Genomic DNA, 15421 nt, shown 5'->3' with positions numbered 1-15421 from the left:
GCAACCGAGGTGGTGATGGAGTCGGTGTATCTGCTGGTCGCGCTGGGCGCGATCGCCGCCGGATTCGTGCAGGGCCTGTCCGGCTTCGCCTTCGGCATGGTGGCGATGTCGTTCTGGGCGTGGGGACTGGAGCCGCGGCTGGCGGCGACGCTTTCGGTGTTTGGTGCGCTGGTCGGGCAGCTGGTCGCAGTGTTCACCGTGCGCCGCGGTTTCAACCTGCGCCTGCTACTGCCGTTCGTGCTGGGTGGGCTGGCCGGCATTCCGCTGGGCGTGACGGTGCTGCCACGGCTGGACATGGACTGGTTCAAGGCGCTGCTGGGTGGCTTCCTGGCGCTGTGGTGCCCGGTGATGCTGATGGCGCGCTCGTTGCCTCCGGTCCGCGTCGGCGGCCGTATCGGTGATGCGATTGCTGGCATGGCCGGTGGCGTGCTCAGTGGCATCGGCGGCTTTGCCGGGCCGGTGCCGACGTTGTGGAGCACCCTGCGAGGCTTCGGCAAGGACGAGCAGCGCGCGGTCATCCAGAACTTCAACCTGGCGATGCTGGCGGTGACCATGGCCACCTATGTCGGCAGCGGCCTGGTGAGCCGGCAGATGTTGCCGTACTTCGCCATCGTGGCACCGGCCATGCTGGTGCCGACCCTGCTGGGCGCGCGGGTCTACATCGGCATCAGCGAGGCACGCTTCCGGCAGGTCGTGCTGGGCCTGCTGACCGCGTCAGGCATCGCGTTGCTGGCGTCGTCGCTGCCGGTACTGCTGGCGCGCTGAGGGAAGAACGACAAAGGGCGCCACGAAGGGCGCCCTTTGTCGTCTACGGCATGTTTCGGCTCAGCGCTGCTGGATCTTCGACAGCAGGCGCAGGAATTCAACATACAGCCAGACCAGGGTCACCATCAGGCCGAATGCGCCATACCACTCCATGTACTTCGGTGCACGCTGGGCGACACCGGTTTCGATGAAGTCGAAATCCAGCACCAGATTCAGCGCGGCCACGACCACCACGAACAGGCTGAAAGCAATGCCCAGCCAGCCGGAGTCGTGGATCACCGGCACGTCGATGTTGAAGAAGCCCAGCACGAACGAGGCGAGGTAGAGCAGGGCGATGCCGCCAGTGGCGGCGACCACGCCCATCTTGAAGTTCTCGGTGGCCTTGATCAGGCCGCTGCGGTACGCGAACAGCAGCGCGAACAGGGTGCCAAAGGTCAGTAGCACCGCCTGGAACACGATGCCCGGGAACTTGGCGTTGAACACGGCCGAGATGGCGCCCAGGAACAGGCCTTCCACCAGCGCGTACATCGGTGCGGTGACCGGCGACCACTCCTTCTTGAACACGGTGATCAGCGCCAGCACCAGGCCGCCGATGGCGCCGCCCATGGCATACAGCCTGGCACCGGGCAAGACCTGGCCGTAGTCGCCGATGGTCTGGTTCCAGGCGAAAGCGGCCGTTAATACGGTCAACAGCAGCAGGAAACCGGTCTTGTTGACGGTGCCGTTGAGGGTCATGGCCTGGTCGGGGCTGCTCACCACCGAGCCACTGGCGAGGTCGAGGAAGGTGGACTCGGAAAGAGCCGGGTTGCCGCTGCGCATACGCGTTCTCCGTGCGAATGAAGGTCAGGACGGCCATCCGGCCGATGGGCGTGAGCATAGCCGATGACTGCTTTCGGCGTTGTGGCAGGCGCCGGATCTGCGCATCCTGCGTTGACAGTTCCCAATGCGCTTGGCGACAATAACCAGCTCCCCGGGCATGGCCCGAGGGGGATTGCAAGACCGGGGTATAGCGCAGTCTGGTAGCGCGCCTGCTTTGGGAGCAGGATGTCGGGGGTTCGAATCCCTCTACCCCGACCAATCCCACATCACGTCGGATTGGACACCGTTCCGGTTCGGGCGCCCGTAGCTCAACTGGATAGAGCACCGGCCTTCTAAGCCGGCGGTTACAGGTTCGATTCCTGTCGGGCGCGCCATTGGAATCAATGGTTTAAGTGCTCACATCCGTGAACATTGGTTCCCATTCGATGGCTGCACGACCCTGGGTGGCGAGCATTCCACCTTCCTCTTTTCCGATGAAAGATGCCCTTTGTATGGGGTGCAGTCGCACGACGTGATGTCATTCCGGTTGCGGTTGACCGGCGTCTGACGTCGATCGGCTCACTCCGCAGGTGCTTGAGCAGCGCCGCCTGGGATGGGGCAATGCACCCGGCAAAGAAAAAAGGCCAGCGCTATGCGCTGGCCTTTTTCAATGTCGCGATGGATGCACTCTGGTCGAGTGCACCCCGGATGGATCACATCTGTTCCAGTTCGCCCACTCGCACCTTGCCGCCACCGCCGCAGTTGCCGTGGCAGCCGCCGCTGATCGGGCCGCTGCCGCCGCCACCACCGCCGCCACCGCCGCCGCCACCACCACCGCCGCGGGAGTTGGGCGGGAGGACGGTCGAAATCACTTCGCCGGAGTCGAAACCTGCACCTCGCCACGTGTAGTTGACGCAGGAAATACCGTTACAGACGGTCAGGACATCGCCGGTCTGGACGCGCGTCTGGGCAGTCCAGACCGTGGTCCGGCCGTCATTGAGCTTCTGGACCTCTTGGGAAAGCTGCTGGTTGGTCACCGGATCGGGATACGGGGTTGTCAGCGTGCATCCGGCGGTGCAGTTGATGACGCCAGGAAGCTTTTTCGCTTGAAGGCTCCCGGCCGCCATGAACAGCAGCACGCCTGCAATGGCGGGAATGGAGTTTCTACCAAGCGAAGGGATAATCCCAATCAGTCTAGCTTTCACAATAGGTCCTTATCGTGGGATGCAACAGTTCTTGAAGATTTCGTTCGATGAAATGCGGGCTTTCTCTTTCTCTTGGCTGCTCAGGTTTTTCTCATGGTTGGCAATGTCATTGGTGGTGGCAAAACGTGGGTCCAGCCGGTTGAGGACGCGGGTGTACGCCAGGGCCGCAACGGGATCCGCAGGAACGATGCCGCCATAGGTGTAGGCCATCGCCATGTCGCTGATGACATTGACGTTCCCTTGTGATTCCAGTTCGCGCAGATATCCGGTGGCGGTGTCCTTCCACGCCTCGAGCGCCGCGGGATCACGGATTGCGTCATCAAGCGAACCGATGACTTTCTCCGGCGATCGCGAGTAGGCGCGCATCGCTTCCTGCGAGCCCATGGCGGCGGCCTTCGAAAGCCAATCGGCGTGATAGATGTCCTGATCCAGAGCCAGCGACTCACACTCTTTGAGGATTCGTTCCGACCGCTCCAGGAACCAGTTGCCGGCCCCGACCGTGGTGGCCGAATCCGCCAGCTTGTCAGCGCGATCCGAGATGAAGGTCTGGCATTGCTCGATGGTTCGATAGATTTCGTAGGTTGCCGTGGCATCTCCGGATTCGGAGCGCAGCATCAGTTGCTTGACGTGGGCAAGCGCGTCACCGGGAGGCCGGAACTCATTGCCTCTTACGATTTCGTAGGCCTTGGGGCCCACGGCCTTGTACGAGCCCGGCGGGATTTTGTTGTCCCGCTCAAGCCTTTGCGCGGCCGCCGCACCTGACGCCGGAAGCTGCCTTCCCTGGTCAGGCCGTTCATCGAGGCTGCCACTCTTCCCGGATTCCTCTGCCGTGGCATCCGCAGTTGCCTGCTGCCGGTAGCCGGACATTGCAACGGCTGCCACTGCCAGCACGGCTGCCAGCGCGACGAATCCGATTAGCCGCTTGCTCATCTATTGATCTCACCTTCATTGCAGGAATCGGCATGGTTGCAAACGCGCGCCCTGCGTTCCATGTCCTGCAGCTAACGTTGTATGAATGGATCTCCCCCATCCCTATTTGAGATTCATTCACGATTTGTTCACTAAGCGTTCATGCTCTCGGGGCGTGCCCGACGACGGGGCGGGCTGTTCGCCAGCGCCTGACATCCGGTGCGTGCGGCACGCGCCTTCTCTAGCTCGGGATGGATGCAGATTCGAACGGCGTGGGTGAGGTGAAGCAGGTGCTGGTCGAAGTACATCGGCGGCGCAGGCGCCAACGGCGGCTTACCTTCTGCCGCGGTGCTGTCGCCTTGCGGGCGTTTGCTGGCCTGCTGATGGGGGTGACGGCCGAACGCAACACGTCGTTCGATGTGATCGAAACGATGTCGCCGATGGACAGTTGCGACCGATGTTCTGGGCCGACGATGAGCGCTTGCACGCGCAGGGTGTGCAAGCGATTACCCGTCGAGTGCTTCTTGGCAGGACGCAGTCGCGCAACGTGATGCTTCAGTTGCTCGACGGAGCTGGCCAGCCACGCCTGCAGCTGCAGGTCACGCCGAAAGGGGAGGCCACGCTGTCATTCCTGGATGGGCATGCGGACATCGCGCGCGTGACCTCGGCGGAGCAGCATTGATCTCCTGTTCCGGCCCCTGCACATCAATGTGAAGAAGTGCTTGCAATTCCTTCGCGACTCCCGGAAAATGCCGGACTCGCTTCGGGGGACGGACTTCTGGTTCCACCCGCTAGCAAAGCATCAAGGTCCAGCGTCAGCCTCATCGGCGGTGGAGCGAAAGTTTCAGTGGTGGCTGTAGCTCAGTTGGTTAGAGTACCGGATTGTGATTCCGGTGGTCGGGGGTTCGAATCCCCTCAGCCACCCCACTGATTCAACCGCATCGGCGCAGCCGAAACGGTATTGCAATAAACAGAAAGCACGCTACAATGTGCGTCTGAGTTTCACGGGCCGTTAGCTCAGTTGGTAGAGCAGTTGACTCTTAATCAATAGGTCCAAGGTTCGAATCCTTGACGGCCCACCAAGACAGAAGCCACCTGGTATCCCAGGTGGCTTTTTTCTTATAAGTGTGACTCCCATCGTTTCGATGGATCACAGGTTGCAGAGCCCCGCTTGGCCGTGGATCTGCAATGCAGCGGGACCGCAGTGCTGGTTTCAACGATGTTGAAAAAAAGTGCTTGCACCCACCGAGCGGATCAGGTCATAATTCGCGCCCCGATTTCGGGCTGTTAGCTCAGTTGGTAGAGCAGTTGACTCTTAATCAATAGGTCCAAGGTTCGAATCCTTGACAGCCCACCAGACGAAAGCCACTTGGTTCGCCAAGTGGCTTTTTTCTTGCCTGCACGCCGGGTTGCGCTTCATCCGCGCATGGTGTGGATCTGCTGAAACGGCGCATGGCGTGAATCTACTGAAGCGATGCTGAAATCAGGGACATACGCGTCATCAGTGTTTTCAATGCTGTGCGCTGCTTCTCACCGCATCGCGTCCCGCATCGCACCCAATGGATCTTCCGCGCCGATGGCGCATGCACGAAGGAAGATGTTGATGGCTGATATCAATCGATTGCACCGCACGCTGTGGGTTCCCTTCGCGTTGATGGCGCTGGGTGCCTGCGCACCAGCCAATGATCCCGCGAAGACCGTTGAACGCGATGCGGGCACGGAGAGCACTCCGGCGCGCCCGGTGGGGGGCGCCATGCAGATGCAGCCGGCTCAGCCTGCGGAAGCGGAGGTCCTGCCTGACGCGGTGGATGTGCAGCGCAATGCGGACGGTTCGGTGGATGTGCGCAAGGCCATGCCGGAGTCGGTGGCTCTGCGGCGCACCGATGACGGGGGCGTGGAGATCCGCAAGGGGGAGGCGCCCGCCGAACATGCAGGCATGGCACCGGCCCGCGCTGTACCGCAGCAGTAAGCCGCAGTCGTCCTGGCGGGTGGTGCGCCCGCCGGGGCGGCAGCGATGCAGGGGCCGCGCGCATCGCGGCAGATTCAGTTTTGTGCAGGCCTTCCGCTTCCAGCCCCCGCCTGCGACAATGAACGCCTGAGCCGGCCACGCGAAAGTGGCGGAATTGGTAGACGCCCTGGATTTAGGTTCCAGTGCCGCAAGGCGTGGGGGTTCGAGTCCCCCCTTTCGCACCAGTGCCGGCCTGTCCCCGCCCTGATCGGGCCATCTGCGCCCCCTTGACCGGCACGCGCTGGCAGTGCAGGCCGAATTGGGCGAAACTAAAGGGCTGCGGCAAGCAGGCGCGTCCCAGACGTCGTGTCCTTACAACCGTTTCATCCCAATCATCGAGCCGGGGGCGTGGGCCACCGGTGGCAGGAGTCAACATGCAAGCTTCGATCGAATCCACCGGCAATCTGGAACGCCGCCTGAGCTTCTCGCTGCCGGAAGAGCGTCTGCAGAGCCACATCGTCGGCCGCCTGGGCGAAATCGCCCGTACCACCCGCATCAAGGGTTTCCGTCCGGGCAAGGTGCCGGCCAAGGTGATCGAGCAGCGCTTCGGCGCGCAGGTCCGTGGCGAGGCGCTGGACGGCCTGCTGCGCGAAACCTTCGATGCCGCCGTGCGCGAGCACGACCTGCGCATCGTGGGCAGCCCGCGCATCGACAAGGGCGACGAGGGTGAATTCTCCTTCGTGGCCACCGTGGAAGTGGTGCCGGACTTCGGCGATATCGACGTCAGCAAGCTGACCGTCGTGCGCCACAGCGCCGAGATCACCGACGCCGACATCGACCAGATGATCGAGAACCTGCAGAACCAGCGTCGTACCTGGGCCCCGGTCAGCCGTGGCGCGCAGGACGGTGACCTGGTCGCGGTGGAAACCTGGTCGCAGGCCGGCGAAGAGCGCCTGCCGGCCGAGGGCACCGAGAAGGGTTCGATCGTGCTCGGCCAGGGCATGATGTTCGACACCATCGAAAAGGGCCTGGTCGGCCTGGCCAAGGGCGAAGAAAAGACCCTGGACGTCGAGTTCCCGGCTGACTGGCGCGTGCCGGTGCTGGCAGGCAAGACCGTGCAGGTCACCGTCAAGGTCGCCGAAGTGTCCGAGCCGGTCGTGCCGGCGGTCGACGAAGCCTTCATCAAGAGCTTCGGCGTGAAGGGCGGCGACGTCGAGCAGTTCCGCAGCGACATCCGCGCCAACCTGGAGCGCGAGCTGAAGGGCGCTCTGATGAACCGCCTGCGCCGCGAAGTGGGCGAGCAGCTGATCGCCGCCTACTCGTCGGTGGAAATGCCGCCGCGCCTGGTCGAGAACGAAGCCCGCGCCATGCTGGCCCAGCAGGTCGAGCAGATCCGCCGCAACGGCCAGAACGTCGGCGAGATCCCGGCCGATGCCCACGAAGGCTTCAAGGAAGCGGCCGCCAAGCGCGTGCTGGTCGGCCTGCTGGTCGGTGAAGTGGCCCGCATCAACGACCTGCGCCTGGAAGCCAAGCGCCTGAACGAAACGATGCGTCTGATCGCTTCGACCTACGAAGAGCCGGAACAGGTCATTGAGATGTACCGCAACGACCCCCAGCTGATGTCTGGCCTGCAGAACCGTGTGATGGAAGAGCAGGTGATCGACTGGATCGCCGAGCGTGCCCAGCACACCGAAGAGAAGCTGTCGTTCCAGGACGCGATCCGCCAGTAAGCCCGGGCGGATCACCGGATGCCCCGCGCCTTTGCCGGCGCGGGGTTGTTGCCCCCCCAAGATAGGTACCTCACGTAATGGACAACCGAACCAAAGCCCTGAACCTGGTTCCGATGGTGGTCGAGCAGACCAGCCGCGGCGAGCGTGCCTACGACATCTATTCGCGCCTGTTGAAGGAGCGCCTGATCTTCCTCGTGGGCCCGATCGACGATCACATGGCCAACGTGGTGGTGGCGCAGTTGCTGTTCCTGGAGTCGGAGAACCCGGAAAAGGACATCAACATCTACATCAACTCGCCGGGTGGCGTGGTCACCGCCGGCATGGCGATCTACGACACCATGCAGTACATCAAGCCGAATGTGAGCACCACCTGCATCGGCCAGGCCGCCTCGATGGGCGCCCTGCTGCTGGCCGCGGGCGAAGCCGGCAAGCGCTATGCGCTGCCGAACTCGCGCGTGATGATCCACCAGCCGCTGGGTGGCTACCAGGGCCAGGCCACCGACATCGACATCCACGCGCGTGAGATCCTGACCCTGCGTTCGCGCCTGAACGAGGTGCTGGCCAAGCACACCGGCCAGTCGCTGGAGACGATCGCCCGCGACACCGAGCGCGACAACTTCAAGAGCGCCTTCGAGGCGCAGGCCTATGGTCTGGTCGACCAGGTCCTGGAGCGTCGTCCGGACGAGTCGATCCAGGCCGGCTGACCGGCCATCACGGGGCCATGGAGGCCCCGTTCCTGCAGGGTCGGGCGGGACTGGTGTCCCCTCGGCCCTGTGCTATTCTCGAATCGAACCCCCGTTCAGCGGGTGGGGTAACTGGGTAAGCGAAGCATGAGCGAAGACCGCCAAGGTCGTTCCACGGACACCGGCAAGATCCTCTACTGCTCTTTCTGCGGCAAGAGCCAGCATGAAGTGCGCAAGCTGATTGCGGGTCCGAGCGTATTCATCTGCGATGAGTGCGTGGAGCTGTGCAACGACATCATCCGTGAGGAACTTGAGGAAAAGGCGCAGTCGGCGCGCAGTTCGCTGCCCAAGCCGCGCGAGATCCTCGAGGTCCTCGACCAGTACGTGATCGGCCAGAACCGCGCCAAGCGCACGCTGGCCGTGGCCGTGTACAACCACTACAAGCGCATCGAGAGCCGGCAGAAGAACGACGACGTCGAACTGGCGAAGTCGAACATCCTGCTGGTCGGTCCGACCGGTTCGGGCAAGACGCTGCTGGCCGAGACCCTGGCCCGCCTGCTCAACGTGCCGTTCACCATGGCCGACGCCACCACGCTGACCGAAGCCGGTTACGTGGGCGAGGACGTGGAGAACATCATCCAGAAGCTGCTGCAGAAGTGCGACTACGACGTCGAGAAGGCGCAGCAGGGCATCGTCTACATCGATGAAATCGACAAGATCTCGCGCAAGAGCGAGAACCCGTCGATCACCCGCGATGTGTCCGGCGAAGGCGTGCAGCAGGCCCTGCTGAAGCTGATCGAAGGCACCGTGGCCAGCGTTCCGCCGCAGGGTGGCCGCAAGCACCCGCAGCAGGAATTCCTGCAGGTGGACACCAAGAACATCCTGTTCATCTGCGGCGGCGCGTTCGCCGGGCTGGACAAGGTGATCCAGGCCCGTTCCACCGACGTCGGCAGCATCGGCTTCGGCGCCAAGGTGAAGAGCAGCGAGCGCAAGCAGGAAGTGGGCAAGGTGCTGGCCGAAGTCGAGCCGGAAGACCTGATCAAGTTCGGCCTGATCCCCGAGTTCGTCGGCCGCCTGCCGGTGGTGGCGACCCTGGAGGAGCTGGACGAGCCGGCCCTGATCAGGATCCTGACCGAGCCGAAGAACGCCATCACCAAGCAGTTCAAGAAGCTGTTCGAGATGGAGAGCGTCGAGCTGGAGTTCCGTCCGGACGCGTTGTCGGCCATCGCCAGGAAGGCGCTCAAGCGCAAGACCGGTGCACGCGGCCTGCGCACCATCGTCGAATCGGTCCTGCTGGACACCATGTACGACCTGCCGTCGCAGGAAAACGTCAGCAAGGTGGTGGTGGACGAGTCGGTGATCGAGCACAAGTCCGAGCCGTACCTGATCTACCAGACCCCGGCGGCCCCTGAACAGAAGGCCGCAGGCGCCGAGTGATCCTTCCAGGTTGTTGATTGGAAAGGATTTTCAAGGAATGCCTTGCATCTGAAAGCCGATGGCCCCATAACGGGGCCATCGGCTTTTTTTGTCTCCGGAAGATGCCCTCCCGGAGGCGGTTTTCCCCTTCCCTGGAGCCCCCATGGCCCGTTCCCCAAGTGAAACCCTCGACCTGCCGGTCCTGCCGCTGCGCGACGTAGTGGTGTTCCCGCACATGGTCATCCCGCTGTTCGTCGGCCGTGACAAGTCCATGCACGCGCTCGAACAGGCAATGGAATCGGACAAGCGCATCCTGCTGCTGGCGCAGAAGTCGGCCGAGACCGACGACCCGCATGCGGCCGACCTCTACCAGGTCGGTACGCTGGCGCAGGTGCTGCAGCTGCTGAAGCTGCCCGACGGCACCATCAAGGTGCTGGTCGAAGGCCTGTCGCGCGTGCAGGTCACCCACGTCGACGAGCGCAACGGCTCGCTGCATGGGCAGGCCGTGGAGATCGACGCCACCGACGAGCGCGAAGCACGCGAGGTGGAGGCGATCGCCCGCTCGCTGATGTCGCTGTTCGAGCAGTACGTGAAGACCAATCGCAAGCTGCCGCCGGAGCTGCTGCAGACGTTGTCGGGCATCGATGAGCCGGCACGCCTGGCCGACACCATCGCTGCGCACATCAGCGTGCGCCTGGCCGACAAGCAGCGCCTGCTGGAAACGCTGGCCGTGGGTGACCGCCTGGAGATGCTGGTCGGCCTGGTCGATGGCGAGATCGACGTGCAGCAGATGGAGAAGCGCATCCGCGGCCGCGTGAAGTCGCAGATGGAGAAGAGCCAGCGCGAGTACTACCTCAACGAACAGATGAAGGCCATCCAGAAGGAACTGGGTGACCTGGACGACGCACCGGGCGAGCTGGAAGAGCTGGCCCGCAAGATCGCCGAAGCCGGCATGCCGAAGGCCGTTGAAGCCAAGGCACGCAACGAACTGAACAAGCTCAAGCAGATGTCGCCGATGTCGGCCGAAGCCGCCGTCGTGCGCAACTACCTGGAGTGGTTGCTGGGCGTGCCGTGGAAGAAGCGCAGCAAGGTGCGCAAGGACCTGAAGGCCGCGCAGGACACCCTCGATGCTGATCACTACGGCCTGGAGAAGGTCAAGGAGCGCATCCTTGAGTACCTGGCGGTGCAGTCGCGCGTGAAGCAGATGAAGGGGCCGATCCTGTGCCTGGTCGGGCCGCCGGGCGTGGGCAAGACCTCGCTGGGCCAGTCCATCGCCAAAGCCACCAACCGCAAGTTCGTGCGCATGTCGCTGGGCGGCGTGCGTGACGAGGCCGAGATCCGTGGCCACCGCCGTACCTACGTCGGTTCGATGCCGGGCCGCATCGTGCAGAACCTCAACAAGGTCGGCAGCAAGAATCCGCTGTTCGTGCTCGACGAGATCGACAAGATGTCGATGGACTTCCGTGGCGATCCGTCTTCGGCGCTGCTGGAAGTGCTCGACCCGGAGCAGAACAACGCGTTCAACGACCACTACCTGGAAGTGGACCTGGACCTGTCCGAAGTGATGTTCGTGGCCACCTCGAACTCGCTCAACATTCCCGGCCCGCTGCTGGACCGCATGGAAGTGATCCGCATCCCCGGCTACACCGAGGACGAGAAGCTCAACATCGCGACCCGCTACCTGGTGCCGAAGCAGATCAAGGCCAACGGCCTGCAGCCGGAAGAGCTGGAGATCGGCAGCGATGCGATCCAGGACATCGTGCGCTACTACACGCGCGAATCGGGCGTGCGCAACCTGGAACGCGAGATCGCCAAGATCTGCCGCAAGGTGGTGAAGGAGATCGCGCTGGCCGGTCCGCAGCCGGTGAAGGCGAAGAAGGGCGCGAAGAAGTCCAAGGCGCTGGTGAGCGTGTCCAGCAAGAACCTGGACAAGTACCTGGGTGTGCGTCGCTTCGATTTCGGCCGCGCCGAGGAAGAGAACGAGATCGGCCTGGTCACCGGCCTGGCGTGGACCGAAGTCGGTGGCGATCTGCTGCAGATCGAATCGACGCTGGTGCCGGGCAAGGGCCAGCTGATCCTGACCGGCCAGCTCGGCAACGTGATGAAGGAATCGGCGTCGGCGGCGTTGTCGGTGGTGCGTTCGCGCGCGGTCGGCTTCGGCATCGACAGCGACTTCCTGCAGAAGCACGACGTGCACCTGCACGTGCCCGATGGTGCCACGCCGAAGGACGGACCGAGTGCCGGTGCGGCAATGGTCACCTCGCTGGTGTCGATGCTGACCAAGGTGCCGGTGCGTGCCGACGTGGCGATGACCGGTGAGATCACCCTGCGTGGTCGTGTCACCGCCATCGGTGGCTTGAAGGAGAAACTGCTGGCCGCACTGCGCGGTGGTATCCGCACGGTCATCATTCCGGAAGAGAACCGCAAGGACCTTGCAGACATTCCGGCCAACGTCACCCGCGATCTGGAGATCGTGCCGGTGAAGTACATCGAAGAAGTCCTGGACCTGGCGCTGGAGCGCCCGCTGGCACCGAAGAAGGCGCGCAAGAGTGCGCAGCGTGTCACGGTGCGCAGCAAGGCCAAACCGAGTGGAAGCGCGCGCGTCAAGCATTGACGCGCGCTGTCCGATGGCCCGAAACCCGCGTCGTTGCTGGCTTTCCAGCTTGCGTGGGGGTAGGGCCACTGGTATAAAAGCAGCACTCGCGAATGAGTGATCGCTGTCAGCGATGACTGAATCGGCGAACCGTTTCCACATGGCGGCCGCATGCAGAAGGCGTGCGGTTGCTTCCCTGTCGAATAAGCGGAACCCACCGCCAAAGGAGTTGTAGAGAATGAACAAGACCGAATTGATCGATGCCGTTGCTGAAGCTGCCGACCTGACCAAGGCCGAGTCCAGCCGCGCTGTCGATGCCGTCGTTGCTGCCGTCACCAAGGCGCTGAAGGACGGCGATGCGGTCACCCTGGTTGGCTTCGGTACCTTCCAGGTCCGCGACCGTGCTGCCCGCACCGGCCGCAACCCGAAGACCGGCGACACCATCAAGATCGCTGCTTCGAAGAATCCGTCGTTCAAGGCTGGTAAGGCCCTGAAGGATGCTGTAAACTAAGCGGCTCGCTGGGGTGCTTAGCTCAGCGGTAGAGCGTCTCCTTTACACGGAGAGGGTCGGGGGTTCGAAACCCTCAGCACCCACCACAGCACCGCGGTAAAAGTTTGAGTGTGGAGCGGTAGTTCAGCTGGTTAGAATGCTGGCCTGTCACGCCGGAGGTCGCGGGTTCGAGTCCCGTCCGCTCCGCCATTCAACGAGGCCTCCGGCCAAAAGCTGGAGGCTTTGTTTTCTCCCCGGTCCAGGCCGGTGGGAAAACAAGAAATAGCAACAATACGGAGCGGTAGTTCAGCTGGTTAGAATGCTGGCCTGTCACGCCGGAGGTCGCGGGTTCGAGTCCCGTCCGCTCCGCCACTACATCGAGGCCCCCGGCCTAAAGCTGGGGGCCTTGTCTTCTCACCGACAGGTTCGGAAGGAAGGCGAAAAGGTTTTTGCAAGAACGGAGCGGTAGTTCAGCTGGTTAGAATGCTGGCCTGTCACGCCGGAGGTCGCGGGTTCGAGTCCCGTCCGCTCCGCCATTGCAGAATTCTTAAGTCCCTGTGAAAAAACTTTGAAAAAAGTGTTCATCGGGCTGGGTTTCCAGGGAGTCTTCGGATATACTGGGCGCCTGCAAAGTTTCAGCGCGGAGCGGTAGTTCAGCTGGTTAGAATGCTGGCCTGTCACGCCGGAGGTCGCGGGTTCGAGTCCCGTCCGCTCCGCCAACTTTAAAAGCCCTCGGCGCAAGCCGGGGGCTTTTTCTTTGTGCCCTGCGGCAGGCCTGCCGAGGTGCTGACGGCACAGGTCCGCGGAGATCGGCGCAGGCCGCGCCGGCGCTGCTTTTGGTCCCTGCGACGAAGCGGGTTACACTGCCGGGCTCGCCAATCAGGCCTTGTGATTCCTCACCATGCTGCAGAAACTCCGCGACAAGACCTCAGGCTGGATCGTCACCGTGATCCTGGGGCTGCTGATGATTCCGTTCCTGTTCGTGATCGACAACAGCTACCTGGGTGGCGTTGGCGCACAGAACGTGGCCAAGGTTTCCGCGCCTCCGACCTGGTGGCGTTCGGCACCGTCGTGGTGGCCGGTGCGCATGCTGTGGCAGCACCACGAGATCAGCGCGCAGGATTTCCGCACCCGCTTCGAGCAGGAGCGCATGCGTGAGCGCCAGCAGCAGGGCGAGAACTTCGACCCGCGCGCGTTCGAAAGCACTGAAAACAAGATGGCCGTGCTCGATCAGCTGATCGACGAGCAGGTCGTGCGCCTGGTGGGCGAGCAGGCCGGTGTTGTGATCGGCGATGGCGCGGTGCGCGAGTACATCGCCACCATCCCGGCCTTCCTCGATTCGAACGGCAAGTTCAACGAGAACAACTACCGCCTGGCTCTGGCCGGTGGCAATCCGCCGCGTACCCCCACGCAGTTCCAGGAGCTGGTGCGCGAGAGCCTGCAGCAGTCGGTGATCCCGTCGGGCCTGCAGAATTCGGGCTTCGTCACCCAGGCCGAGACCGAGCGCCTGCTGAAGCTGCTGGGTGAGACCCGCGACGTCGAACTGGCCGCGCTGCCGGAGGTTCCGGCCGATACCGCGCCGGTCACCGATGAGCAGATCAAGCAGTGGTACGACAGCCACGGCAAGGATTTCCGCCAGGCCGAAAGCGTGTCGCTGGAATACGTCGAGATCAATGGCGCCAACCTGCCGGCACCGACCGCGGCCGACGAAGCGACCCTGCGCAAGCGCTATGAGGACGAGAAGGCGAAGTTTACTTCGCCGGAACAGCGCCAGGCCGCGCACATCCTGATCACCGGTGACGGTGCCGAAGCCAAGGCGAACAAGATCGCCACCGAAGCCAAGGCGGCGGGTGCCGACTTCGCTGCACTGGCCAAGGCCAATTCGGAAGACCCGGGTTCGAAGGACCAGGGCGGTGATCTGGGCTGGGTCGAGCGTGGCGCGATGGTCAAGCCGTTCGAAGACGCCCTGTTCGCCGCCAAGGCGGGTGACGTGATCGGCCCGGTCAAGACCGACTTCGGCTACCACGTCATCAAGGTCGCCGCGGTGCGTGGCGGCGAAGGCAAGTCGTTCGAGGAAGTGCGTGACACGCTGGCCGCCGAGCAGCTGAAGGCCGACGGCGAGCGCGGCTTCAACGAGCTGGCCGGCCACCTGGTCGATGCGATCAACAAGAGCCCGAGTGATCTGGCTGCTGCGGCCAAGGAAGTGAACCTGCCGCTGCAGACCCTGGGCCCGATCACCCGCGCAACCGCCAGTGGCATCGCCACCGATCCGGCCGTGCTGCGTGCGGCCTTCTCCGAAGTGCTGGTGCAGGATGGTACTGCCAGCGACCCGATCGCCCTGGGTGGTGCCACCAACCACAGCGTGGTCATCCGCGTTGCCGCGCATACCCCGGAACAGGCAACGCCGCTGGACAAGGCGCGTGAACAGGTGATCGCCGCGATCCGCGCCGACCGCCAGCGCCAGGCCAGCGACAAGGCCGCCGACGCCGTGCTGGCCAAGCTGAAGGCCGGTGCCACCCTGCAGTCGCTGGCCGCCAGCGAGAAGCTGCAGTTGAGCCCGATGCCGGGCCTGCCGCGCAGCCAGCCGGTGCCGACCCCGGAAATCAACCGCGCGATCTTCAGTGCGCCGGTGCCGGCGGAAGGCAAGCCGAGCTACGGCAAGGTCGACGTCAACGGCCACGCGCTGCTGTTCGCAGTGAACAAGGTCAACCCGGGCGACATCAAGGAAGTGACCGCCGAGCAGCAGAAGCAGCTCAAGGATCAGCTGAGCCAGATCGACGGCATGGCCGCAGCCAAAGCCTACGTCGAGGCGATGCGCAGGAAGTTCGTGATCCAGACCACCGAAGAGAACCTGTAAGCCTCGCGGCGGGGCAGGATCGAAGAA

At 63.4% G+C, this 15421-nt stretch carries 12 protein-coding genes and 11 tRNA genes; 20 read left to right on the top strand and 3 right to left on the bottom strand.

Annotated features, from left to right (window positions below; genetic code table 11):
* The first annotated feature begins 15 nt into the window (after positions 1-15).
* Positions 16-765, top strand: a complete 750-nt coding sequence (locus AC5O77_RS12165; protein WP_478058841.1) for a sulfite exporter TauE/SafE family protein — start codon at positions 16-18, stop codon at positions 763-765.
* A 60-nt stretch (positions 766-825) separates the two neighbouring features.
* On the opposite strand, the gene AC5O77_RS12160 is transcribed toward AC5O77_RS12165, so the two are convergent.
* Complete coding sequence (locus tag AC5O77_RS12160; RefSeq protein WP_478058839.1) at positions 826-1584, bottom strand: Bax inhibitor-1/YccA family protein; 759 nt, start codon at positions 1582-1584, stop codon at positions 826-828.
* Between the two features lie 181 nt (positions 1585-1765).
* Between AC5O77_RS12160 and AC5O77_RS12155 the strand changes: the two genes are divergently transcribed.
* Both AC5O77_RS12155 and AC5O77_RS12150 read left to right on the top strand, forming a co-directional pair.
* Positions 1766-1842 (top strand) — tRNA-Pro (locus tag AC5O77_RS12155).
* Between the two features lie 39 nt (positions 1843-1881).
* A tRNA-Arg gene (locus tag AC5O77_RS12150) sits at positions 1882-1958 on the top strand.
* Positions 1959-2276: 318 nt separating this feature from the next.
* Here AC5O77_RS12150 and AC5O77_RS12145 read toward each other — a convergent pair.
* The gene (locus AC5O77_RS12145) at positions 2277-2768 is read right to left on the bottom strand and encodes a hypothetical protein (protein WP_162292252.1); all 492 of its coding nucleotides are present in this window, start codon (positions 2766-2768) and stop codon (positions 2277-2279) included.
* 9 nt (positions 2769-2777) lie between these two features.
* On the bottom strand, positions 2778-3698 hold the full coding sequence (locus AC5O77_RS12140; protein ID WP_032129316.1) for a hypothetical protein: 921 nt from the start codon (positions 3696-3698) through the stop codon (positions 2778-2780).
* 436 nt (positions 3699-4134) lie between these two features.
* Here AC5O77_RS12140 and AC5O77_RS12135 point away from each other — a divergent pair, with 436 nt between their 5' ends.
* From AC5O77_RS12135 to AC5O77_RS12055, 17 genes are all read left to right on the top strand, one after another.
* A complete protein-coding gene (locus AC5O77_RS12135) occupies positions 4135-4359 on the top strand; it encodes a hypothetical protein (protein ID WP_149908921.1) in 225 nt (74 codons plus the stop codon).
* 168 nt (positions 4360-4527) lie between these two features.
* Positions 4528-4604, top strand: a tRNA-His gene (locus AC5O77_RS12130).
* Between the two features lie 79 nt (positions 4605-4683).
* Positions 4684-4759: transfer RNA gene (locus tag AC5O77_RS12125), tRNA-Lys, on the top strand.
* Between the two features lie 199 nt (positions 4760-4958).
* Positions 4959-5034, top strand: a tRNA-Lys gene (locus AC5O77_RS12120).
* A 246-nt stretch (positions 5035-5280) separates the two neighbouring features.
* Positions 5281-5646, top strand: a complete 366-nt coding sequence (locus tag AC5O77_RS12115) for a hypothetical protein (RefSeq protein ID WP_478058845.1) — start codon at positions 5281-5283, stop codon at positions 5644-5646.
* Positions 5647-5785: 139 nt separating this feature from the next.
* Positions 5786-5870, top strand: a tRNA-Leu gene (locus AC5O77_RS12110).
* 189 nt (positions 5871-6059) lie between these two features.
* On the top strand, positions 6060-7355 hold the full coding sequence (gene tig / locus AC5O77_RS12105; protein ID WP_049400909.1) for a trigger factor: 1296 nt from the start codon (positions 6060-6062) through the stop codon (positions 7353-7355).
* A 77-nt stretch (positions 7356-7432) separates the two neighbouring features.
* Positions 7433-8059, top strand: coding sequence for an ATP-dependent Clp endopeptidase proteolytic subunit ClpP (gene clpP, locus AC5O77_RS12100; RefSeq protein WP_004146318.1), 627 nt, complete (start codon positions 7433-7435; stop codon positions 8057-8059).
* 126 nt (positions 8060-8185) lie between these two features.
* On the top strand, positions 8186-9475 hold the full coding sequence (gene clpX, locus AC5O77_RS12095) for an ATP-dependent Clp protease ATP-binding subunit ClpX (protein ID WP_019336555.1): 1290 nt from the start codon (positions 8186-8188) through the stop codon (positions 9473-9475).
* A 142-nt stretch (positions 9476-9617) separates the two neighbouring features.
* Complete coding sequence (lon, locus tag AC5O77_RS12090; protein ID WP_032129321.1) at positions 9618-12068, top strand: endopeptidase La; 2451 nt, start codon at positions 9618-9620, stop codon at positions 12066-12068.
* A 217-nt stretch (positions 12069-12285) separates the two neighbouring features.
* Positions 12286-12558 (top strand): HU family DNA-binding protein, encoded by a 273-nt coding sequence (locus AC5O77_RS12085; RefSeq protein WP_004146343.1) that lies wholly within the window; start codon positions 12286-12288, stop codon positions 12556-12558.
* Positions 12559-12569: 11 nt separating this feature from the next.
* A tRNA-Val gene (locus AC5O77_RS12080) sits at positions 12570-12644 on the top strand.
* Positions 12645-12670: 26 nt separating this feature from the next.
* A tRNA-Asp gene (locus tag AC5O77_RS12075) sits at positions 12671-12747 on the top strand.
* An 85-nt stretch (positions 12748-12832) separates the two neighbouring features.
* Positions 12833-12909: transfer RNA gene (locus AC5O77_RS12070), tRNA-Asp, on the top strand.
* A gap of 87 nt (positions 12910-12996) precedes the next feature.
* Positions 12997-13073, top strand: a tRNA-Asp gene (locus AC5O77_RS12065).
* Positions 13074-13179: 106 nt separating this feature from the next.
* Positions 13180-13256 (top strand) — tRNA-Asp (locus tag AC5O77_RS12060).
* A 182-nt stretch (positions 13257-13438) separates the two neighbouring features.
* Positions 13439-15394: a peptidyl-prolyl cis-trans isomerase gene (locus AC5O77_RS12055; protein WP_100437402.1), complete on the top strand. Its 1956-nt coding sequence runs from the start codon at positions 13439-13441 to the stop codon at positions 15392-15394.
* The last annotated feature ends 27 nt before the right edge of the window (positions 15395-15421 follow it).

Source organism: Stenotrophomonas sp. INTA L402-1, from assembly GCF_059295135.1.
Note: the sequence above shows the minus strand (reverse complement) of the source record. Positions and strands in the feature narration are given on the sequence as shown.

Excerpts from the sequence above, each read along its gene's own strand:
- AC5O77_RS12165 (WP_478058841.1), top strand. The coding sequence starts at position 16 with ATGGAGTCGGTGTATCTGCTGGTCGCGCTGGGCGCGATCGCCGCCGGA.
- AC5O77_RS12160 (WP_478058839.1), bottom strand. The coding sequence starts at position 1,584 with ATGCGCAGCGGCAACCCGGCTCTTTCCGAGTCCACCTTCCTCGACCTC.
- AC5O77_RS12140 (WP_032129316.1), bottom strand. The coding sequence starts at position 3,698 with ATGAGCAAGCGGCTAATCGGATTCGTCGCGCTGGCAGCCGTGCTGGCA.
- AC5O77_RS12135 (WP_149908921.1), top strand. The coding sequence starts at position 4,135 with ATGTTCTGGGCCGACGATGAGCGCTTGCACGCGCAGGGTGTGCAAGCG.
- AC5O77_RS12115 (WP_478058845.1), top strand. The coding sequence starts at position 5,281 with ATGGCTGATATCAATCGATTGCACCGCACGCTGTGGGTTCCCTTCGCG.
- tig (WP_049400909.1), top strand. The coding sequence starts at position 6,060 with ATGCAAGCTTCGATCGAATCCACCGGCAATCTGGAACGCCGCCTGAGC.
- clpP (WP_004146318.1), top strand. The coding sequence starts at position 7,433 with ATGGACAACCGAACCAAAGCCCTGAACCTGGTTCCGATGGTGGTCGAG.
- clpX (WP_019336555.1), top strand. The coding sequence starts at position 8,186 with ATGAGCGAAGACCGCCAAGGTCGTTCCACGGACACCGGCAAGATCCTC.
- lon (WP_032129321.1), top strand. The coding sequence starts at position 9,618 with ATGGCCCGTTCCCCAAGTGAAACCCTCGACCTGCCGGTCCTGCCGCTG.
- AC5O77_RS12085 (WP_004146343.1), top strand. The coding sequence starts at position 12,286 with ATGAACAAGACCGAATTGATCGATGCCGTTGCTGAAGCTGCCGACCTG.
- AC5O77_RS12055 (WP_100437402.1), top strand. The coding sequence starts at position 13,439 with ATGCTGCAGAAACTCCGCGACAAGACCTCAGGCTGGATCGTCACCGTG.